Annotated in this window: 19 protein-coding genes; 9 read left to right on the plus strand and 10 right to left on the minus strand. The window is 68.3% G+C overall.

Annotated elements, in window-relative coordinates; genetic code table 11:
* Positions 1-491: 491 nt before the first annotated feature.
* The gene (gene dnaA, locus AB0K21_RS28705) at positions 492-2,222 is read right to left on the minus strand and encodes a chromosomal replication initiator protein DnaA (protein ID WP_343970420.1); all 1,731 of its coding nucleotides are present in this window, start codon (positions 2,220-2,222) and stop codon (positions 492-494) included.
* Positions 2,223-2,753: 531 nt separating this feature from the next.
* Here dnaA and rpmH point away from each other — a divergent pair.
* The 8 genes from rpmH (at position 2,754) to AB0K21_RS28745 (ending at position 8,196) form a co-directional block, all read left to right on the plus strand.
* A complete protein-coding gene (gene rpmH / locus AB0K21_RS28710; RefSeq protein WP_010849920.1) occupies positions 2,754-2,891 on the plus strand; it encodes a 50S ribosomal protein L34 in 138 nt (45 codons plus the stop codon).
* Between the two features lie 61 nt (positions 2,892-2,952).
* The gene (gene rnpA / locus AB0K21_RS28715; RefSeq protein ID WP_343970416.1) at positions 2,953-3,375 is read left to right on the plus strand and encodes a ribonuclease P protein component; all 423 of its coding nucleotides are present in this window, start codon (positions 2,953-2,955) and stop codon (positions 3,373-3,375) included.
* Positions 3,372-3,647, plus strand: a complete 276-nt coding sequence (gene yidD, locus AB0K21_RS28720) for a membrane protein insertion efficiency factor YidD (protein ID WP_343970413.1) — start codon at positions 3,372-3,374, stop codon at positions 3,645-3,647. The genes rnpA and yidD overlap by 4 nt, the downstream gene beginning before the upstream one ends.
* Positions 3,648-3,651: 4 nt before the next feature.
* The gene (yidC, locus tag AB0K21_RS28725; RefSeq protein ID WP_364154814.1) at positions 3,652-4,602 is read left to right on the plus strand and encodes a membrane protein insertase YidC; all 951 of its coding nucleotides are present in this window, start codon (positions 3,652-3,654) and stop codon (positions 4,600-4,602) included.
* Between the two features lie 35 nt (positions 4,603-4,637).
* Positions 4,638-5,141 carry a R3H domain-containing nucleic acid-binding protein gene (locus tag AB0K21_RS28730; RefSeq protein ID WP_364154817.1) on the plus strand — a complete coding sequence of 168 codons (504 nt, stop codon included), beginning with the start codon at positions 4,638-4,640 and terminating at the stop codon, positions 5,139-5,141.
* Between the two features lie 190 nt (positions 5,142-5,331).
* On the plus strand, positions 5,332-6,027 hold the full coding sequence (gene rsmG / locus AB0K21_RS28735; protein ID WP_343970404.1) for a 16S rRNA (guanine(527)-N(7))-methyltransferase RsmG: 696 nt from the start codon (positions 5,332-5,334) through the stop codon (positions 6,025-6,027).
* 196 nt (positions 6,028-6,223) lie between these two features.
* On the plus strand, positions 6,224-7,150 hold the full coding sequence (locus AB0K21_RS28740; protein WP_364154820.1) for a ParA family protein: 927 nt from the start codon (positions 6,224-6,226) through the stop codon (positions 7,148-7,150).
* 71 nt (positions 7,151-7,221) lie between these two features.
* On the plus strand, positions 7,222-8,196 hold the full coding sequence (locus AB0K21_RS28745; protein WP_343970398.1) for a ParB/RepB/Spo0J family partition protein: 975 nt from the start codon (positions 7,222-7,224) through the stop codon (positions 8,194-8,196).
* Positions 8,197-8,582: 386 nt separating this feature from the next.
* On the opposite strand, the gene AB0K21_RS28750 is transcribed toward AB0K21_RS28745, so the two are convergent.
* From AB0K21_RS28750 to AB0K21_RS28760, 3 genes are all read right to left on the minus strand, one after another.
* Positions 8,583-9,641 (minus strand): aminotransferase class I/II-fold pyridoxal phosphate-dependent enzyme, encoded by a 1,059-nt coding sequence (locus AB0K21_RS28750; protein ID WP_364154824.1) that lies wholly within the window; start codon positions 9,639-9,641, stop codon positions 8,583-8,585.
* A gap of 229 nt (positions 9,642-9,870) precedes the next feature.
* A complete protein-coding gene (locus AB0K21_RS28755) occupies positions 9,871-10,824 on the minus strand; it encodes a D-alanine--D-alanine ligase (protein WP_343970392.1) in 954 nt (317 codons plus the stop codon).
* 188 nt (positions 10,825-11,012) lie between these two features.
* Positions 11,013-12,245, minus strand: coding sequence for a PLP-dependent aminotransferase family protein (locus AB0K21_RS28760; protein WP_343970936.1), 1,233 nt, complete (start codon positions 12,243-12,245; stop codon positions 11,013-11,015).
* 298 nt (positions 12,246-12,543) lie between these two features.
* Between AB0K21_RS28760 and AB0K21_RS28765 the strand changes: the two genes are divergently transcribed.
* Positions 12,544-13,164, plus strand: a complete 621-nt coding sequence (locus tag AB0K21_RS28765) for a GNAT family N-acetyltransferase (protein WP_326646217.1) — start codon at positions 12,544-12,546, stop codon at positions 13,162-13,164.
* Positions 13,165-13,347: 183 nt separating this feature from the next.
* Here the strand turns inward: AB0K21_RS28765 and trxA are convergent, their stop codons facing one another.
* The 6 genes from trxA to murJ form a co-directional block, all read right to left on the minus strand.
* Positions 13,348-13,671, minus strand: a complete 324-nt coding sequence (gene trxA, locus AB0K21_RS28770) for a thioredoxin (protein WP_343970382.1) — start codon at positions 13,669-13,671, stop codon at positions 13,348-13,350.
* Between the two features lie 64 nt (positions 13,672-13,735).
* Entirely contained in the window at positions 13,736-14,671 is a 936-nt protein-coding gene (gene trxB / locus AB0K21_RS28775) for a thioredoxin-disulfide reductase (protein ID WP_343970379.1), read from the minus strand.
* Positions 14,672-14,844: 173 nt separating this feature from the next.
* The gene (locus AB0K21_RS28780; RefSeq protein WP_343970376.1) at positions 14,845-15,765 is read right to left on the minus strand and encodes a zf-HC2 domain-containing protein; all 921 of its coding nucleotides are present in this window, start codon (positions 15,763-15,765) and stop codon (positions 14,845-14,847) included.
* Positions 15,755-16,402 (minus strand): RNA polymerase sigma factor SigM, encoded by a 648-nt coding sequence (sigM, locus tag AB0K21_RS28785; protein WP_326646214.1) that lies wholly within the window; start codon positions 16,400-16,402, stop codon positions 15,755-15,757. The genes AB0K21_RS28780 and sigM overlap by 11 nt, the downstream gene beginning before the upstream one ends.
* 114 nt (positions 16,403-16,516) lie before the next feature.
* Positions 16,517-18,031 carry a protein kinase family protein gene (locus tag AB0K21_RS28790; protein WP_364154831.1) on the minus strand — a complete coding sequence of 505 codons (1,515 nt, stop codon included), beginning with the start codon at positions 18,029-18,031 and terminating at the stop codon, positions 16,517-16,519.
* Between the two features lie 195 nt (positions 18,032-18,226).
* Positions 18,227-19,831 carry a murein biosynthesis integral membrane protein MurJ gene (gene murJ / locus AB0K21_RS28795; protein ID WP_364154834.1) on the minus strand — a complete coding sequence of 535 codons (1,605 nt, stop codon included), beginning with the start codon at positions 19,829-19,831 and terminating at the stop codon, positions 18,227-18,229.
* Between the last annotated feature and the right edge of the window lie 18 nt (positions 19,832-19,849).

The raw sequence follows: 19,849 nt of genomic DNA on the forward strand, positions 1-19,849 counted from the left end.
TCCCGGAACCCCTCTTATGGCTCTTGGGTTTCCTAGTAGAGATACAAGTGGCCATCGTATTAGGGGGTGTGGATACTGTGGAAAGCCATCGTTTCCGCAGGTCAAGTGCGGTTTTTTCATCCACCGGGGCTGTGGGCGCCCGCTGTGGACAACTCTTGGGGCTGGGGAGAACCGCGGAGTACCCACAGGCCGTCCCCAGATTCGGTGCGCTCTGTCCACCGGTTATCCACGAGGTTTCCCCAGGTTATCCACCGGGTATGAGGTCGGTTTGTCCTTGTGGAAAACTCTCTTCACAGGGCGTCCCCAGGTTGTCCACGGGTTACCCACAGGTTGTCCCCAACTTCTCCCCAGAGTTGTCCACAGTCCCGAACAGGGTTCGGACCGGCCCGTTTGCTGATGATCATGAGTGAACGTCCCGGAGCCTTTCCCGCCCCCGCGAATCGTTGATCCACAAGGTTTTCCACAGCCTGTGCATCACGGGGTGAAAAACCTCAGCCATTGCGCGACTGCTGCTTGATCCTGGTGGTGAGTTCGTTGACCTGGTTGTAGATCGAGCGGCGTTCGGCCATCAGGGAGCGGATCTTCCGGTCGGCGTGCATGACCGTGGTGTGGTCGCGGCCGCCGAACTGCTGACCGATCTTCGGCAGCGACATGTCGGTCAGCTCCCGGCACAGGTACATGGCGATCTGCCGGGCGGTGACCAGCACGCGCGAGCGCGACCCGCCGCACAGGTCGTCGATCGACAGGCCGAAGTAGGCGGCGGTGGAGGCCATGATCGTGGCGACCGTTATCTCCGACCCGGCGTCCTCGGTGATCAGGTCCTTGAGCACGACCTCGGTGAGCTGCAGATCGACCGACTGCCGGTTGAGGCTGGCGAACGCGGTCACCCTTATCAGGGCGCCCTCCAGCTCGCGGATGTTGGTGGAGATGCGGCTGGCGATGTACTCCAGCACCTCGGGCGGTGCGGCCAGGCCCTCCTGGATCGCCTTCTTGCGCAGGATCGCGATGCGGGTCTCCAGCTCGGGCGGCTGGACGTCGGTGATCAGACCCCACTCGAACCGGTTGCGGAGCCGGTCCTCCAGCGTTACCAGCTGTTTCGGCGCCCGGTCGCTGGAGATGACGATCTGTTTGTTGGAGTTGTGCAGGGTGTTGAAGGTGTGGAAGAACTCCTCCTGCGTCTGCTCCTTGCCCTCCAGGAACTGGATGTCGTCCACCAGCAGGATGTCCACCGCCCGGTAGCGGCCCCGGAAGTTGTCGGCCTTGTGGTCGCGGATGGAGTTGATGAAGTCGTTGGTGAACTCCTCGGAGCTCACGTACCGCACCCGCGCGCCGTCGTACAGGCTCTGTGCGTAGTGGCCGATCGCGTGCAGCAGGTGGGTCTTGCCCAGGCCCGAGTCGCCGTAGATGAACAGCGGGTTGTACGCCTTGGCCGGCGCCTCGGCCACCGCGACCGCGGCCGCGTGGGCGAACCGGTTGCTGGAGCCGATGACGAAGGTCTCGAAGGTGTACTTCGGGTTCAGCCGGGCGGGCTCGCCCTGCGTCCGGCTCCCGCGGCTGTCCCACCTGTTCTGTACGCCGCCCCCGCCGGGCACCGCGGGCGCGCCGCGGTCGAAGGAGTCGGGCTCGGGACGCGGCGAGGGCGCGGTATAGCCGCCGCGGTTGTATCCGGGGCTCGATTCCCCCGGCGCGGGAGCCTGGGACGGCTCCGCGGGGCGGTACGGCTGGGAGGATTCCTCACCCTGCTGGTAGGGGTAGGAGAACGGCTGGGCCTGTGGATATTCGGTGGACGGCTGGGCGGCCGGGTTGCCCCCCTGGTAGGGGGGGTGGGGCACCGAAACCCCGTGGTGCTGGGGATTGGCCGGTTGTGCATAACCCTGCTGGGCCCCGCCGGCCTGTGCATAACCCTGCGGTTGCGCCTGGGGATAAGGGTCCTGGCGGGAGGCGAGTCCGGGTTCGGGGCCCGCCGCGCTGGGGTCGACCATGACGGCCACCCGCATCGGGCGGCCGAACTCCTGGGAGAGCGCGTGGCTGATAAGCGGACGAAGCTTGTTCTCCAGAACATCTCTGGCGAAATCCGTGGGCGCGGCGAGCACCACCGTGTCGTTCATGAGGCCGAAGGGCCGGGTCATGTTGAGCCAGACCCGCTGCTGAGACGGGACGTTCTCGTTCAGGGAGTTCTCCAGCGCCCTCGCCCAGACCGCGCTGAGGTCCGTTCCGTCCATGGCTCTGCCCCCCTCCTCCCGACGCGGCCCCGCCGGCCTACCGCGATCTGTTTATCCACATCGATGGCCGCCGGAAGCACCGGATCTCGCCGTTGTCCACACGCCGGGCGTCCCGTGGCACCTTCGTGGGCACCGTTCGATATCCACATCGAATCCACAGGCTGTGCACAGTCTGTTACCCGCGGTCCGACGCGTCCTCGCAGTGGAGAGAGGGTTTGGAAGGGCCGAGGGTAGCCCTGTCCACAGCTGTGTACAAGACGTTGTCCACAGCCTAGTGGCAGTACGGGGGGACAGAGTGCACATCCTGTGGACGGCGGGGCGCCAGTGGAAAACGTGCCTGTGGAAAGGTGGATAACCTGTGTTCGCGTGCTCCAGGATGTTCTCCGGTTTGACCTGGGACGCGCCTGCCCCGTAACGTACGACGGTCGGCTTGCCACGCGGCGGCTATTTCGCATGCCCCGCATCCGGCAGGCCAGCCACTGTCGAGCGTCCCCATGTGCTGGGGATGCGTCTTGAGCCTGGAGCCCACTCGTGAGCAAGCGTACTTTCCAGCCGAACAACCGCCGTCGTGCGAAGACCCACGGCTTCCGGCTCCGCATGCGCACCCGCGCCGGCCGTGCCATCCTTGCCGCTCGCCGTCGCAAGGGCCGCGCCGAGCTCTCCGCCTGACGCATCCGTTGCGCCCGGTCCGCCGGGCCAAGGCAGCAGAGCCCGTCGCCCGTCGGCAGCGATGCCGACGGGCGACAGGCGTACCTGCCCAGGGTCACGAAGGTCTCTCGTGTTGCCGTCCGGGTCCCGCATGCGCCGGGGCGACGATTTCGCCGGCGCGATCAGAAGGGGAAGCCGAGCAGGCCGCCCCACCCTGGTCGCGCACTTTGGCATGCGCGCGGACACTGACGATCCTCCCCTGGTCGGATTCGTGGTGAGTCGCGCCGTAGGAGGCGCGGTCATCAGAAATCGGGTCAAACGTCAGTTGCGACACCTCATGCGAAACCGTCTCGACCGGCTTCCGCGAGGTAGCCTGCTTGTTGTACGCGCCAATCCACCGGCCGCGTCCGCGCGAAGCGAGCGCATTGCCGCCGAACTCGACGTCGCGCTGGATCGTTTACTCAGGCGGCTAGAGCCCCCGGGGGCTCGCATGGATGGGCGATGATGACGGCGCAGCAGATCGCCGGGATTTCTCCGGCTGCCAGGATCCTGATGGCTCCGATCCGGTTCTACCGGGCCTTCGTGAGTCCTTTGCTGGGTCCCCGTTGCCGTTTCCACCCCTCGTGCAGTGCCTACGGCCTCGAAGCCGTGGCCGTTCACGGCGCGCTACGCGGCACATGGTTGACGATCCGGAGAATCGGGCGTTGCCACCCATTCCATCCCGGAGGCTTTGACCCGGTTCCCCCGGGCCGGTCCGACGAAACGCAAGGGAGCTAGCTCGGTGGAGCTGTCCTGGCTGAACTGGCTTTACACGGCCGTCGCCCAAGTGATCACCTGGATTCACGAGGGCTACAGCACCTTCATCCCGAGGAACAGCGGGCTCAACTGGGCGCTGACCATCATCACGCTCACCGTGCTGATGCGGCTGTTGATTTTCCCGCTCTTCCTCAAGCAGATGCGCTCTTCGAAGAAGATGCAGGAACTGGCGCCAAAGGTCCAGGAGATCCGCAAACGCTACAAGAACGACAAGCAGCGGATGAACCAGGAGGTCATGGCGCTGTACCAGGGGCAGGGCGCCAACCCGCTGGGTGGCTGCCTGCCGATCCTGGCGCAGTTCCCGATCTTCATCTCGATGTTCACCGTGCTCCAGGCCATGGCCAACAGCCCGGTGCCCAAGTTCGGCATGACCCAGCAGCTGATGGACAGCGCCAGGGCGGCCCACATCTTCGGCGCGCCGATCCCGGCGACCTTCTTCACCAGTGCGAACGACATCATCGCGCTGAACGCCGACCCCATCATCACCAAGGTCGTTCTCGCCGTCTTCGTGGCGATCAGCTCGCTGACCACCTTCCTCACCGTCCGGCAGAGCGTGACCCGCTCGATGGCCCAGATGCCGGACAACCCGATGGCGCAGCAGCAGAAGATCCTGATGTACATCTCGCCGCTGTTCGCCATCTTCTCGCTGAACTTCCCCTTGGGCCTGATCCTCTACTGGGTCACCACGAACCTCTGGACCCTCGGCCAGCAGCACTGGTTCTACAGCCGCAATCCCTCCCCGGTGGTCGACGCGAAGGGCAACGTCACGACCCCCGAGCCCAAGCCGAGCCTGCTGAGCAAGGTCAAGAAGACCGCCCCCGAGCCCGAGGCGCCGGCCGCGCCGGAGCCGAAGGTAATCCGCCAGCAGCCCACCCGCCAGCCCCGCAGCAAGCGGACCGGTAGCAAGAAGTCCTGACGTCTCATCCCGACAGCACGAAGGAGTGGCCGGACGTGACCGAGGCCGAGGCCGAGAGGGAGCCCGTGAAGGCGGCTCCCGATCTCGCCGCCCTGGAGCAGGAAGGCGAGATCGCGGCGGATTACGTCGAGGGTCTGCTTGACATCGCCGACATCGACGGCGACATCGACATGGATGTCGAAGGTGATCGCGCCGTGGTGTCGGTGGTCGATATCAAGGGTGGTGATCTGGTCGGCCCCAACGGCGAGGTGCTGGAGGCCATCCAGGAATTGACACGCCTCGCGGTCCACCGCCAGACGGGTGAGCGGTCGCGCCTGATGCTCGACATCGGTGGCTACCGCGACCGCCGCCGAAGCGAGCTGAGCGAGCTCGGCACCAAGATCGCTGCGGACGTCAAGCGGGATGGCGAGCCCAAGTCGCTGCAGCCGATGACCCCGTTCGAGCGGAAGATCGTGCATGACGCCGTCGCGGCGGCGGGCCTGCGGAGCGAGTCCGAGGGCGAGGAGCCCCGCCGTTTCGTGGTGGTCCTCCCCGCCTGACGACGGCGGATGGGCAGAGGCCGCCGCCCCTGGTTCTTCCAGGGGCGGCGGCCTTTTTCGTGGCCTGTTCCGTACGATGTCGGCGGTGGCATACGAGTTTGGGGCCCGCGCCGTGCGGTGTCGTCGAGGCGGGCCGTTAGCCTTAAGACCGGCCTGACCCCGACATTTCCGAGGGAAGAGTGAGCGTCGAGTGAGTGACCAGATCCCTGAGCCGCCCGTGGTCGCGCACGAGGTGTTCGCCGGTGACGCCTGGGCCAGGGCGGAGGCGTTCGCGGAACTGCTGGCCGGCCCCGGGGTGGTGCGCGGGCTGCTCGGTCCGCGAGAGGTGCCGCGCATCTGGGACCGCCACCTGCTCAACTGCGCGGTGGTCGCCGAGGCCGTGCCCGCGGGCGCACGCCTGGTCGACATCGGTTCCGGTGCCGGACTGCCGGGCCTGGTCCTGGCGATCGTACGACCGGACATCACCGTCACCCTCCTGGAGCCGCTCCTTCGCCGGACGGTCTTCCTGGAGGAGTGCGTGGAGTCGCTGAAGCTCGGCAACGTCGAGGTGTTGCGCGGCCGGGCGGAGGAGTTCGCGGGCAGGCGGGAGTTCGACGTCGCCTCCGCCCGAGCGGTGGCACCGCTCGACCGCCTGCTGAAATGGTCGCTTCCCCTCCTGCGTGAGGGGGGCGAGCTGCTGGCCATGAAGGGCGAGCGCGCGGCGGAGGAATTGGCGGACGCCGAACGGCAATTGCGGTCGAGTGGGGTTCAAACCGCTGAGCTCACCTCGGTCGGGCACGGTAAGGTCGAGCCGCCCACAACTCTCATCCGGGTGGTCGCCGGTCGAGCTCCAGAAGGAGCGCGGAAGACCGCTCGCCGGAAGGATCGCGCCTCGCGAGGCAGGTAGCGCGAGGCCAGTAGACAAACCGAGCAAAGCGAGTACGAGGCCAGTGGACGACCGTACAGGTGCGATTGCCAGCGCGACGAGCGGTCTCGGCTGGCCCGAGAATCCGGCCGCTTTGCCACATGGACGCCTTTCCGGTCTGGGTTGGCCGGCACCGGCTCCCGGTGCCGTAGTCAGGCCGGTTGAAAGGACGACGACCGTGACCCAGACCCCCCTTAATCCCGGCGACTCGCCGCTGGTACGAGAGGCACTCAGCTCAGTGGTTTCACGTGAAACATCGACCCGGAAGACCGCCGCCGCTCCTGGAGGTTCCACCGGGGTCCGAGATGGAGATTGGCCCCGCCCTCCCAAAACCCGGATCTTCACCGTCGCCAACCAGAAGGGCGGCGTCGGTAAGACCACCACGTCGGTCAACCTGGCGGCCGCGCTGTCCATGCATGGCCAGCGGGTGCTCGTGGTCGACCTCGATCCACAGGGCAACGCCTCGACGGCCCTGGCAGTCGAGCACCGTGGCGACGTACCGGACATGTACAAGGTGCTCGTGGAGGACATGCCGCTCGCGGAGGTGGTGAAGGAGGTCCCGGACATGCCGGGCCTCTACTGTGCTCCCGCCACGATCGACCTGGCCGGTGCCGAGATCGAGTTGGTCTCGATGGTCGCCCGTGAGGCTCGTCTGCAGCGCGCGCTGACCGCGTACGACGCCGTTGAGTTCGACTACATCCTCATTGACTGCCCTCCCTCGCTCGGCCTGCTCACCGTCAACGCGCTGATGGCCGCCAACGAGTTGCTGATCCCCATCCAGTGCGAGTACTACGCGCTGGAAGGTCTTGGGCAGCTGTTGAGGAACGTGGATCTGGTCCGCGCCCATCTGAACCCCACGCTTGACCTCTCCACCATCCTCATGACGATGTACGACGGACGCACCCGCCTGGCCTCCCAGGTGGCCGACGAGGTCCGCTCCCACTTCGGCGCGACGGTGTTGAGCACGTTGATCCCCCGGAGCGTGCGCGTCTCCGAGGCCCCGAGCTACGGTCAGTCGGTCATGACGTACGATCCGGGCTCCAGCGGAGCGATGGCCTATATGGACGCCGCTCGTGAGATCGCTTATCGCGGTGTGGCCGTATGAGTACCGCGAATCCCGTGGCCGTGGCCGCGGACATGCCAGTGAGGGCGACATCTTGAGCCTCGGGAGGGGCAGTGAGTAAGCAGCCGAGAGGGCTGGGCAGGGGACTGGGGGCCCTCATCCCGACGGGCCCGGCCGTCGTCGCCGAGACACCCGTGTCGATGACCGTGACGATGGTCGCCCCGGAGCCGACGGTGCCGGAGCAGTCCGGCCCCAAGCCGGTCGCGGGTGCCTACTTCCTTGAGATCCCCGTCGACGACATCGTGCCCAATCCGCGCCAGCCCCGCGACGTCTTCGATGAGGAGGCACTGAAGGAGTTGGCCGCCTCGATCGGCGAGGTCGGCCTGCTCCAGCCGGTCGTGGTGCGTGCGACCGGCGAGGGGCGCTACGAGCTGGTCATGGGTGAGCGCCGCTGGCGTGCTTCCAAGCTCGCCGGCCTCTCCGAGATCCCCGCGATCGTACGGAGCACCCAAGAGGACAAGCTCCTGCTTGACGCGCTCATCGAGAACCTCCAGCGCGAGCAGCTCAACGCCCTGGAGGAGGCGGCGGCCTATCAGCAGCTGCTCGACGACTTCGGTGCGACCCACGAGCAGCTCGCCACCCGTATCGGCCGCTCCCGCTCGCACGTGACCAACACGCTCCGTCTGCTGAAGTTGCCGCCCGGCGTGCAGCTCAGTGTCGCGGCCGGCACGATCAGCGCGGGTCACGCGCGGGCGCTGCTTCGCCTGGACGACCCCGCCGCCCAGGAGCATCTCGCCCGCCGGATCGTTGCCGAGCTGCTGTCGGTCCGCGCGGTCGAGGAGATCGTCGCCGTGGGCGACACCAGGGCGGCTCCGGCACCGGCTCCGCGAACCCCTCGGGCGAAGCCCACCGAGGAGCCCGTCCTCCGGCAGCTGGCAGACCGTCTCTCCGATCGTTTCGAGACCCGAGTGAAGGTCGACTTCGGCCGCCGTAAGGGCCGCATCGTGGTGGAGTTCGCGACCATCGACGACCTGGAGCGCATCATCAGCACGATGGCCCCGGGATCGCTGCAGGTGCAGGAAGGGTGATTTCCGGCAGGGCCCGTGAGGGCGAGGTCAATGGCGCCTCGTTGTGAGCCGGTGAATCCCGGCCCCGGCGCCCCTCTCCCGGAGGATTTCCGACGAGAACGGCCTCCCTGTTTCACGTGAAACAGGGAGGCCGTTCTCGTGTCCCCGGTCGCCCTCCCTTGGCCGTCGTACGCCACCGCGACGGTCGAGTGAAGCCCTCCCTCGCCGCACGCGCACGCGCGCCCTCAGGGCCGCAAGGCTGCCGAGCCCCCGGCCTTGATGCCGGCGCGGCCCTCTGTCGCCGCGACGGAGACGGTGCCGTTTCACGTGAAACATCGAGCGTCGGCCGAGGCGGACGAGCAGGGGTACCCGCAGGGGACGACCGTTTCACGTGAAACAGCCGTCACTCAGGAGCCGGCCGTCCCCTGGACGGCGAGCCGGATGTCGGCGACGAAGGTATCGACATGCTCGGGACTGGTGTCAAAGGCGGTCACCCAGCGGACCACGTTCTCGGCCGCGTCCCAGAGATGGAAGAGGTAGCGCTGCTGCAACTCCGCGATGACCTTTTCCGGGAGGGCGGGAAAGACCGCGTTGGACTGCACCGGGTAACGCAGGGAGACGCCCGGGAGGTCGGCGATGCCCTCGGCCAGGCGGTGGGCCATGGCGTTCGCGTGGGCGGCGTTCTCGCGCCAGAGGTCATCGGTGAGGAGCGCGGTCAGCTGGGCGGAGACGAAGCGCATCTTGGAGGCGAGCTGCATTCCCTGCTTGCGTAGGAACGGCGTCGGGGCGTCCAGTTCGGGGCGGAGGACCACGAGCGCCTCGGCGCCCATGGCGCCGTTCTTGGTGCCGCCGAAGCTGAGCAGGTCCACGCCCGCGTCCGTGGTGAGGGAGCGGAGCGAGCAGCCGAGTTCGGCCGCCGCGTTGGCCAGCCGGGCGCCGTCCATGTGCAGGAAGAGGCCCCGCGCGTGCGCGAACTCCGCGAGCTCGGCGACCTCGTCGGCGGTGTAGCAGGTGCCGCACTCGGTCACCTGGGAGATGGAGATGACCCTGGGCTGGGAGTGGTGCGCATCCCCCAGCACCGACAGCAGACCCCGGATGTCGTCCACGAAGATTTTGCCGTCATCGGTGGGGATGGTGACCAGCTTGACACCGAGCACGCGTTCGGCCGCGCCGCACTCGTTGGTGTTGATGTGGGCGGTGACCGGACAGATCACCGCGTCGTACGGCCGCAGCGCGAGCCCTAGTCCCACGACGTTGGCTCCGGTGCCGTTGAACATCGGATAGACGGTCGCCTGGGGGCCGAACTCGGCACTGAAGGCGTCTTCCATCGCGGCGGTCCAGACGTCCTCGCCGTAGGCGGGAGCGTCTCCGGTGTTCGCTTCGAGGACGGCGGCGAGGACCGCGGGGTGTACGCCCGCGTGGTTGTCACTGGCGAAGCTCTTGGGAAATGGGGTGGAGGTCAGCACACGGCCAGCGTAGGGGGGACGGTCCGCTCACCGTTACGCCCCTGGTCCACCCCGGCCGGCTTCCCGCCGGCCTCGGGGCTCTCGGCGGCCCTCCACCGAACCGTCGTGCCTCCCGCGGGCCTCGATCGGCTGATGACCGGACCGCCGGTGTTCCCGTCGGGGTCGCGCTCCCGGCCCCCACCGGGGTCCCCGTCGCGCGCTTCGAGCATTCCCAGGAAGGCGGGCGGGGTCAGGCGCCGCGGGCGGCGGCCTGTTCGAGGAGGATCCGGCAGAGGGTGCCGAGGTCGTCGCCGGCGGCCTCCACGGCCATGGGGAGGGAGGAGGTCTCGGTCATGCCGGGGGCGACGTTGACTTCGAGGAAGTGCGGCAGGCCGTCCGCGTCGACGATCAGGTCGGTGCGGGAGATGTCCCGGAGGCCGAGGGCGGTGTGCGCGGTCACGGCCATCTCGGTGCAGGCCGCGGAGACCTCGGGCGAGAGGCGGGCAGGGGCGAAGAACTCGGTGTGCCCGGCGGTGTAGCGGGCCGCGTAGTCGTACATGCCCTCGTCGGGGACGATCTCCACGGGGGGCAGGGCCACCGGCCCGTTACCGAGGTCGACCACGGAGACGGCGACCTCGACGCCGTCGATGCAACGTTCGATCAGTGCGGTGTCGCCGTAGGCGAAGCAGCCGACCATGGCGGCGGGAAGTTCCTCCGCGCTGCGGACCATCGACGCACCGAGTGCGGAGCCACCTCGGGACGGCTTGACGAACAGGGGCAGGCCGAGGCGCTCCACGATCCGGGCCAGCACCGCGGAGGCGCCGAGGTCGTGAAAGGTCTCCTTGGGCAGCGTCACCGATTCGGGGGTGCGCAGACCGAAGGAGCGGACGACGGTCTTGGCGGTGGGCTTGTCGTAGGCGACCCGGCAGGCGTCGGGGCCGGCCCCGACGTACGGGACGGAGAGGAGTTCGAGCACCGTGCGGATGGCGCCGTCCTCGCCTGCCCCGCCGTGAAGGGTGACGAAGACCGCGTCCGGCGGGTCCGCGAGCACGGAGGGAACCAGTGACGCGTCGGTGTCGCGGGTCTCCACGGAGATGCCCGCCCCGCGCAGCACCTCACTCACCCGTCGCCCCGAACGCAGTGAGACCTCCCGCTCGTAGGAGAGTCCGCCCGCCAGGACGAGCACATGGCCCAGGTCACTCATCCGACATACCTCTCGTCAAGGCCCGCTCCGAGCCTGTTCTGTCGCTCTCGCCGCGCATGGCCCGGCCTTCCCGGCGGACCGGATCTATCGCCGCGCACCGGCACAGGAAGTCACCGTACGGTACCGGGCGGGAGGAGATCATGCCGGTAGGTGTCCCGTTGCCGCGGGACACCTACCGTGCGGCGTGGTCACGCGAGATCGGGGCCAGGGGTGTCGACCCCGATGCGGTCCGGGGACGAGCCGGTTCCGAACGTGTCGCGGACACGAAGTTCCTGTTCGATCACCCCGGCCAGGCGGCGGACGCCCTCGCGGATGCGGTCGGGCTCCGGATAGCAGTAGGAGAGCCGCATGTTCCGCGCGCCGCCGCCGTCGGCGAAGAAACCGGTGCCCGGCACGAAGGCCACCCGTTCGGCGACCGCGCGGGGCAGCAGCGCCTTGGAGTCGAGCCCCTCGGGGAGGGTGGCCCAGACGAAGAACCCGCCCGCGGGGCGGGTCCAGGTGACGCCGGCGGGCATCAGGGCCTCCAGTGAGGCGAGCATGGTGTCGCGGCGCTCGCGGTAGAGCTCTATGAACGTCTTGATCTGCTCGCGCCAGGGCTGAGTGGCGAGGTACTGACCGACGGCCAGCTGGGTGAAGGAGGAGTGCGACAGGACCGCGGACTCCATCGCCAGCACCAGCTTCTCGCGGACGGCGTGCGGGGCGAGCGCCCAGCCGACCCGGAAGCCGGGGGCCAGGGTCTTGGAGAACGAGCCGAGATAGACCACGCCTTCGGCGTTGTCGGCGCGGAGCGTCCGCATGGGCTCGCCGTCGAAGCCGAGCATGCCGTACGGGTTGTCCTCGACGATCAGCACGTCGGCACGCTGGCAGATCTCCAGGACCTGCTGCCTGCGCACGGCGTTGAGCGTCACTCCGGCGGGGTTCTGGAAAGTGGGGATCGTGTAGAGGAACTTGATCCGATTGCCCGCGCTGTTCAGGGCGTAGATGGTCTGGGCCAGCGACTCGGGGACGATTCCCTCGCTGTCCATCGCGACGTGGATGACCTTGGCCTGGTACGCGGAGAACGTGCCCAGGGCTCCGACGTAGGAGGGGCCCTCGGCGAGCACGACGTCACCCGGGTCGATGAAGATCCGGGTGATCAGGTCGAGTGCCTGCTGGGAGCCGACGGTCACCACGACGTCGTCGGCGACTGCCTCGATCCCCTCCATCCGCATGACGTCGCAGATCTGCTCGCGCAGGTGCGGGTCGCCCTGGCCGGAGCCGTACTGGAGCGCGACGGGACCGCGCCTGGCGACCAGGTCGGCGACCAGTTCCCCCACCACGTCCAGGGGCAGGGCGGTGACGTACGGCATTCCGCCGGCGAGCGAGACCACCTCGGGCCTCGACGCGACGGAGAAAAGAGCTCGAATCTCGGAGGCGACCATCCCGGTTGCTCGTGCCGCGTACCGGTCGACATAGGCGTCGATGCGCGATCCCTGGGTCGGAGCGACGGCCTGACCGTGATCTTTATCCTGGGGCACGGTCCACCTCCTAAATTGTGTGGCGCATAAAGCGCTCATATTAGAGAAACCAGGTTACGTCAGAGGTCGTAGTCGTCTGCGTGTGGGGACGGGACCTCCTGAAACCAAGACCCGCACTGAGCTACGATGCCAGCTGGAGACGCCGTTTTCGCGCGTTTTTCGCCATGGCTTGCACTCGTCTCGCCAGGATTGGGGCCAACAGGTGTCGCGTCGGCTGGCAAACGTCACCCTCGACAATCTCGACGACCTGCCGCGCCGCTGCCGCCGGTGCGTCTTCTGGGAGCTCGATCCCGTCAACGCGGATCGGGCGGTGAAGGCCGGTGATCCGGGGCTGGAGAAGGAGGCGTGGATCTCCTCCACGCTGCTGGAGTGGGGAAGCTGCGGCAAGATCGTCTATGTGGACGGGGTGGCCGCCGGTTTCGTGCTCTACGCGCCGCCGCACTACGTGCCGCGCTCGGTGGCCTTCCCGACCTCGCCGGTCAGCGCGGACGCGGTGCTGCTGATGACCGCGCACATCATCCCCGAGTTCTCCGGGGGCGGCCTGGGGCGGATGCTGGTCCAGGGCGTGGCCAAGGACCTGACCCGGCGCGGGGTGCGGGCGATCGAGGCGTTCGGCGACCTGAAGTGGGAGCAGCCGGGCGCCTGTCTGATGCCCGCCGACTACCTGCTCTCCGTGGGTTTCAAGACGGTCCGTCCGCACCTGCGCTTCCCCCGCCTCCGCCTGGAGCTCAAGAACGCCGTCTCGTGGCGTGAGGACGTCGAGGTGGCACTGGAGAGGCTTCTTGGGAGCATGAGTCCGGAGAGGGCCCTGCGGCCCGTCTGAGACCTTCTGGAGCCCGTACGGCGCCACCTTGGGCGTCCCCCGCGATCCGGAGGTCGAGGTCCGGCACGTCCGGCGCAGGTGAAAGCCCCCCGCGGTGAGGCGGGGGGCTTTCTGTGGGTGGGTGTGCCGCTCGGAAGCGGGTGATACGGCGGGCGCCGTGGGGAGCGGCCGGCCGCAGGGGGCCTAGATGATGCCCTCGAGCTCGCGAAGCAGCATGGCCTTCGGCTTGGCACCGATGATCTGCTTCACAACCTCTCCGTTCTTATAGACGTTCAGGGTGGGAATCTGGAGTACGCCATAGTTTGTGGCCGTTGCCGGATTCTCGTCGACATTCAGCTTGACGATGGTGAGCCTCTCGGCCTGCTCGCCGGCGATCTCCTCCAGGATCGGCGCCACCTGCCGGCACGGGCCGCACCACTCGGCCCAGAAGTCGACGATCACGGGCTTGTCGCTCTTGAGGACGTCGGCCTCGAAGCTGGCGTCGGTCACGTGCTTGATGGTCCCCAATGTCCTGCTCTCCCTCTGTGCCTGATGGGTGGCTGATGCCTGATGTCGGTCTCGCGGACCGGCGTCACACGCCGGCGTGCTCGGCCAGCCAGCGCTCGGAGTCGAGCGAGGCGGCGCAGCCGGTGCCCGCGGCGGTGATCGCCTGCCGGTAGGTGTGGTCGACGACGTCGCCGGCGGCGAAGACGCCGTCGAGGTTGGTGCGGGTCGAGGGGGCGTCGACCTTGATGTAGCCCTCGTCGTCGAGCTCCACCTGGCCCTTGACGAGCTCGGTGCGGGGGTCGTGCCCGATCGCGATGAACAGGCCGGTGGCCGCCAGCTCGGACTCCTCACCGGTCTTGAGGTTGCGCAGGCGCACCCCGCTCACCTTGTTCTCGCCCAGCACGTCGACGACCTCGCTGTCCCAGACGAAGCGGATCTTCTCGTTCGCGAACGCGCGGTCCTGCATGATCTTGCTGGCGCGCAGTTCGTCGCGGCGGTGCACGACGGTCACCGAGGAGGCGAACCGGGTGAGGAAGGTGGCCTCCTCCATGGCGGTGTCGCCGCCGCCCACGACCACGATGTCCTGGCCGCGGAAGAAGAAGCCGTCACAGGTGGCGCACCAGGACACACCGTGTCCGGACAGGCGCTTCTCGTTGGGCACGCCCAGCTCGCGGTAGCCGGAGCCGGTGGCCAGGATGACGGACCTGGCGTAGAAGGTGTCGGTGGCGGTCCTGACGACCTTGGGGCTGGCGGTCAGGTCGACCTCCACCACGTCGTCGGCGACCAGTTCGGCACCGAACCGCTCGGCCTGCTTGCGCAGCCCGTCCATCAGGTCGGGGCCCATGATGCCGTCGGGGAAGCCCGGGAAGTTCTCAACCTCGGTGGTGTTCATCAGGGCGCCACCGGCGGTGACGGACCCCTCGAAGACCAGCGGGTTGAGGTCGGCACGCGCGGAGTACACAGCGGATGTGTAACCGGCGGGACCCGATCCGATGATGATCACATTCCGGACGTCCATCACTGCTCGTGCCTCTCCCTCTGTCGATGCCACCGGCGTCAACAGATCCTAGGCGCAGCTGATTCCCGCCGGGCGCACCGACGGATTCGCAGGTGAAACGGGAAGGCCCGGCACGGAACGAATCCGTGCCGGGCCTTCCCGGAAAGGGCGAGGACCCTACCCGCGGGTCCCCCCGATCACTTCCAGCGTGCGAGGCCGGGCTTGCGCACGTTGTCGCACTGCGGGCCCACGACGTGGACACGCACGGTGTTCTTGGCCTGGTTCTGCCAGAAGAGCAGGATGTTGGCCTCCTGCCCGTTGTAGAACCCCTGGTCCACGGCGAAGGGTGACTTGCCGATCTCCGCCGAGATCTGCCGGACACACTTGTCGATCCCGGACTTGTCAGTCGTGCCGACGATGGTCGCGGGGCCGATGTAGTTGAGCAGCGAGCCGCGGAGCTCGGCGTCGGTGTAGTTCCAGTTGCTGTCGGTCAGCGCGTACTGGACCGTGTCACTCGGCGCGGGCTGGGCGACGAGAGGACTCGGGGCCGGGCCGGACGCGGTGAGCGTTCCGGTCGCCAGCACGGTCGCACCGATCACCGCGGCCGCGGCGCCCGCCGCCGCGGCGGGCATCGCCCACCGGCGCCGCCGGGTCGCCCGCCGGGTCACACCGTGACGTCTGGCCGGACCCGCTGGACTCACCGGGATCACGGTGCCGTCGTCGCCGACGACCCCCAGCCGCACGGCCGGCTCAGGCTCCTGCTCGGGAAGAGGCGCCCTCTCCCACGGCGCCGGTTCTGCGGGAGATCCCGTCTCCCACGGCGCGTCACGCATTATGTCGTCCCAGGCCGGTGCTTCCACCAGCCCCACTCCACCTCCACGGAAGCTCTCGGCCTCGGCGGCCAGCGCGCGGTCGATTCTCAGCGCGACTCCCATCGGCATCGCCGGTGTGGGCGTCGCCGCGAGCATCTCACGGACCGCTGCGAGGTCGGCGAGACTTTCGCCACAGGGATCGCAGATCGCGAGATGTTCGCGTACCTGCACGGCCGTGGCGGCGTCGAGGAGTCCCTCGGCCAGTTCGGCCAAGATCTCCAGGTCGTAGTGCGTATCACCCGTCACGAAGTTGTGCTCCCTTCGCGGATGAGACGCGAGACAGGTCTGATCGGTTCCGCAAATGGGAAAGAATCGGGGCGAGTTTCGCCCGGCCACGCGCGCATCGGCTCTTCACCGTGCCGCTCGGCACCTCCAGCACCTGGGCCGCGTCCTCGATCGAGTAGCCCATCATGTCCACGAGCACCAGCGCGGCGCGCTGGTCGGAGGGCAGCAGCTTCAGGGCCGCGGAGACCTCCATGGAAACCTCGCGCTCGGCCGTCTGGTCGAGCACCGGGGTGTCACGCTCCGCGGCCTCGACGAGTTCGTCGTCGGCCACCGGGCGTACCGATTTCCTGCGCATGCGGTCGAGGCAGGCGTTGACCACGATGCGGTGCAGCCATGTGGTCACCGCCGCCTCGCCGCGGAAACTCCCGGCCTTGCGGTAGGCCGAGACGAAGGCGTCCTGAACAGCGTCGGCCGCCTCGTCGGGGTCGCCCAGCGTGCGCAGGGCGACCGCCCACATGCGGTCTCGATGTCGCTTGACTATCTCACTGAAGGCGTGCGGATCCCCGGCGATGTGCCGGGTGAGCAGGTCGGCGTCGGACACGGGGGCCTTCGCCGTCTGCTGGTCCGCCGCTGGCGGGGTCTCGGGTGGGGAATTCACAAGGAGAGTCCTGCTATACCGGTCCGGGGAGAACACCACTACGGGATAGATGGTGCCACGGATTCTCCGATGATCTGCAATAAGCCGCGTAAAACAGATCAAATCGCACCGGTGTCACTTGATCGTGAGGACCTTTATCTCCTGTATCTGGCCGCGGAACTTGCCCTGGTAGCTGGGCAGCTTGGTGAACCAGACGAGCACGTAGCGGCCCTTCGGCGGGTTCTCCGCAGAGTACGTCTTCTTGCCGGAGAGCCCGTTGAACTTCTCGACCGCGGTCAGGGCGTCGAGGTCGGCCGAGTCACCGATCCTGAGCTCCGCGGCGCCGCCCGAGGTGCCGCCGAAGTCGATCGAGACCTGCTTGACCGGGATGCTCTCCCCCATGTCCAGCAGCAGGCCGACACCGTTCTTGAGCCGCCCGAAGTCGGCGGAGTCGTACGTCTCGGAGTGCCAGTCGGTGGACTCCTTGCCGTCGACCGCGGCCGAGGCCCACCTGCTGCCCTCCTCCTGGTCGCCCAGCGGGTCGAAGCCGGTGACCGAAGAGGCCTTCACCTCGCGGGTGGCGACGGCCACGGTCGGCGTGGGAGTGGCGATCTGCTCGCCGGTGACCGGGGTGCCGGCGTTGCCGATGCTGCGGCCGAGCGTCCAGGCCCCCAGGCCGACGGCCACCATCACCAGCAGCACGACGACGGTCATGGCGACCTTGTTGAGCATCCCGCCACCCGCCTGGCGGGGCATCGGACGGGGCTGGTGCTGGGGTGGGGGCGTGTGGTGCTGGGGCGCCGCGGTGTCGATGCCCTCGGAGCGTGAGGAGGCCACCGGGAGCACCGTCATGGGCATCGGCGTCGGCATCGGCAGCGGGCTGGGCCGCGACACCGAGGCCAGGGCCTCGGCGAGCTCGGCGGGCGTGGTCAGCGGGTCGGCCCCGCGCCTGGTCTCCGGCAGCATCGCCCGGCAGACGATGGTGTCGAGGTAGCCGGGAACGCCCGCGGTGACCTGGCGCGGCGTGCAGAAGTGCCCGTCGTCCATGGGCGCGACCGGCAGGCCGCCGCTGTCGTGCTCCTCACCCGGCCAGTGGCCGGTCAGCCCGGCGTACAGCAGGCGGCCGAGGCCCTCGGCGTCCTCGCGGGCCCCGTCGTCGCTCGTCACGTCGTTCAGGACGGCGTCGACCCCCAGGCCGAGCAGCTTGACGGTGCTGCCCGCCGTCCAGACCAGGTGCTCGGGGGTCAGGCAGAGGTGGGAGAGGTTCGCCTCGTGCGCGTGGGCCAGTGCCTCGGCGGCCTCGGCGACCATCGCGGCGGCCCGTTCGGGGTCGAGCGGGCCGCCCGCGATCATGTCGCCGAAGGTCTCACCGCTCACCCACTCGCTGACCACGTAGGAGTGGCCGTCGTCCTCGGTCGCGTCGAAGACCTGGGTGAGACGGGGGTCGGTCAGCCGGCTGGCCACCCGGGCCGCCGTGACGACCTCGTTCAGGCGAGGGAAGTCGGGGTCGAAGGTGTGGACGGCGACGGGCCGGGCGAGCACCTCGTCGATGGCCTTCCACAGCGTGGCACCGCCCGACTCGTAGACACGGTCTTCGAGCCGGAAGCGCTCGGCCAGCTTGGTGCCGGGCTCGACGGTGGGAGAACTCATGTGGACTCCGAAACTGAGAACACGACAGCACCACGCCAGGTCGGCACATCAAGACACATCACATGATGCCGGGTGGATCCGCCCACGCCCTCCTGCTTCCATTAGCCGCATGTCACCACACGTGTCGCACCATGGTAGTCCCGCGCCGGTTCCGCCCGTGTTCGCCTTGTCAGACGTTTGAGACAAGCCTTTGGCTTACCGGCCTACCCGTCCTGCCACCATTCCAACGATCGAGCTCACTTCGGGGATGCGCATCCGGTGGGCGATCGCCAAGTAAAGAACCATACCGAGTCCGCCGCCCGCCGCCAGCATGATGGCGGCACTCAGCGCGTCCAGCCCGGTGAGCTCCTGCGTGATCCAGAGCACGCCGAGCGCGAGCGCCGCCGCCGGGAGCGAGGCCAGGTACATCCGGGACAGCCCGGCGGCCACCTTGCGCCCTCCCAGGCCCTCCACCCTGCGCGAGGCCAGCACCCAGGCGACCGCGCTGCCCACCACGTAGGCGACGGTGAACGCGAAGGCCAGGCCCATCACGATGTACTGCGCCGGCAGGGTGAAGTAGGCGATGACGCTGAGCGTGGCGTTCACCGTCACGTTGCCGAGGGCGAGGAAGGCCGGGGTCCGGGTGTCGCCGAAGGAGTAGAAGACCCGCAGCAGGAGCTGGAAGATCGAGAACGGGACCAGCGACAGTCCGAAGACCTGCAGCACGTTGCCGATGTAGACCGCCGAGTCGACGGTCATGTTGCCCCAGGAGAAGATCAGTACGGTCACCGCGGGGCCGAGCACCATCAGCAGCAACCCGGCGGGCACGAGGAGCACCGAGATCAGCCGCACCCCTGAGGAGAACTCCGCCCTGACCGTCTCCAGTCTTCCCTCGGCCACGCCCCTGCTCATCCGGGGCAGCATCGCGGTGATCACCGAGACCGCGATGATCCCGTAGGGGAGCTGGAAGAGCTGGTAGGCGTAGGCGTAGGCGGCGTTTCCCGCGCCGGGCGCACGCTCGCCCGCGCCGGTCGCCAGCTTGGTGGTGACCAGGAAGCCCAGCTGGCTGATCCCCACGTAGGCGAAGGTCCAGACCGCGGTCCTGCCCATCTCGCCGAGCCCGGCGTTGCGCAGGTCGAACCTGGGCCGGAAGCGGAAGCCGACCCGGTGCAGCGCGATGACCAGCACCACGCACTGTGCCACGATGCCCGCGGTGGTGCCGAGCCCGAGCAGCGCCAGGTCGGCGTCACTGATCGTGTCGACGTCGGTGCCCGCCCCGCCCAGTTTCACGTAGTAGACGACCGCGACGCCGATCATCACGATGTTGTTCAGCACCGGCGCCCACATCGGCGCGGCGAACCTGTCCCGGGTGTTGAGAATCGCGCCGGCGATCGCGCCGACCCCGAAGAAGGCGATCTGCGGGAGGATGAACTGGGCCAGCCGGACCGCCACCTCGGTCTGCCTGGGGCCCCAGTCGGTGCTGTAGAGGCTGATCAGTGGCCCGGCCAGTGCCACCGCGACCACCGCCAGCAGGGTCAGCGCGACGAACCCGATCGTCATCAGCCGTTGCTCGTAGGCCCGGCCGCCATCGGGGTCGGCCTGCTGCCGCCGGATGATCATCGGGACCACGACGCTGCTCAGGACCCCGCCGATGAGCAGGTCGAACAGGGTGAACGGGATCGTGTAGGCCACGTTGTAGGCGTCGCCCAGGGCGAAGGTCCCGATGGCCGCGGCGAGCACCGCCGTCCGGACGAAGCCGGTGACGCGGGAGACCATCGTCCCCGCTGCCATGATCGCGCTCGCACGCAGAACCCTGCTCATGCGCCATTCCTCCGCTGG

Origin of the sequence: Streptosporangium sp. NPDC049248, from assembly GCF_040678965.1 — a bacterium.
Lineage (GTDB): Bacteria > Actinomycetota > Actinomycetes > Streptosporangiales > Streptosporangiaceae > Streptosporangium > Streptosporangium fukuiense.

What these genes read in the sequence shown, in the direction of transcription:
- AB0K21_RS28760 (WP_343970936.1), bottom strand. Translation starts at nt 12,245, where the DNA reads ATGGTCGCCTCCGAGATTCGAGCTCTTTTCTCCGTCGCGTCGAGGCCC.
- murJ (WP_364154834.1), bottom strand. Translation starts at nt 19,831, where the DNA reads ATGAGCAGGGTTCTGCGTGCGAGCGCGATCATGGCAGCGGGGACGATG.
- rnpA (WP_343970416.1), top strand. Translation starts at nt 2,953, where the DNA reads ATGCCGACGGGCGACAGGCGTACCTGCCCAGGGTCACGAAGGTCTCTC.
- AB0K21_RS28790 (WP_364154831.1), bottom strand. Translation starts at nt 18,031, where the DNA reads ATGAGTTCTCCCACCGTCGAGCCCGGCACCAAGCTGGCCGAGCGCTTC.
- dnaA (WP_343970420.1), bottom strand. Translation starts at nt 2,222, where the DNA reads ATGGACGGAACGGACCTCAGCGCGGTCTGGGCGAGGGCGCTGGAGAAC.
- AB0K21_RS28755 (WP_343970392.1), bottom strand. Translation starts at nt 10,824, where the DNA reads ATGAGTGACCTGGGCCATGTGCTCGTCCTGGCGGGCGGACTCTCCTAC.
- yidD (WP_343970413.1), top strand. Translation starts at nt 3,372, where the DNA reads ATGATGACGGCGCAGCAGATCGCCGGGATTTCTCCGGCTGCCAGGATC.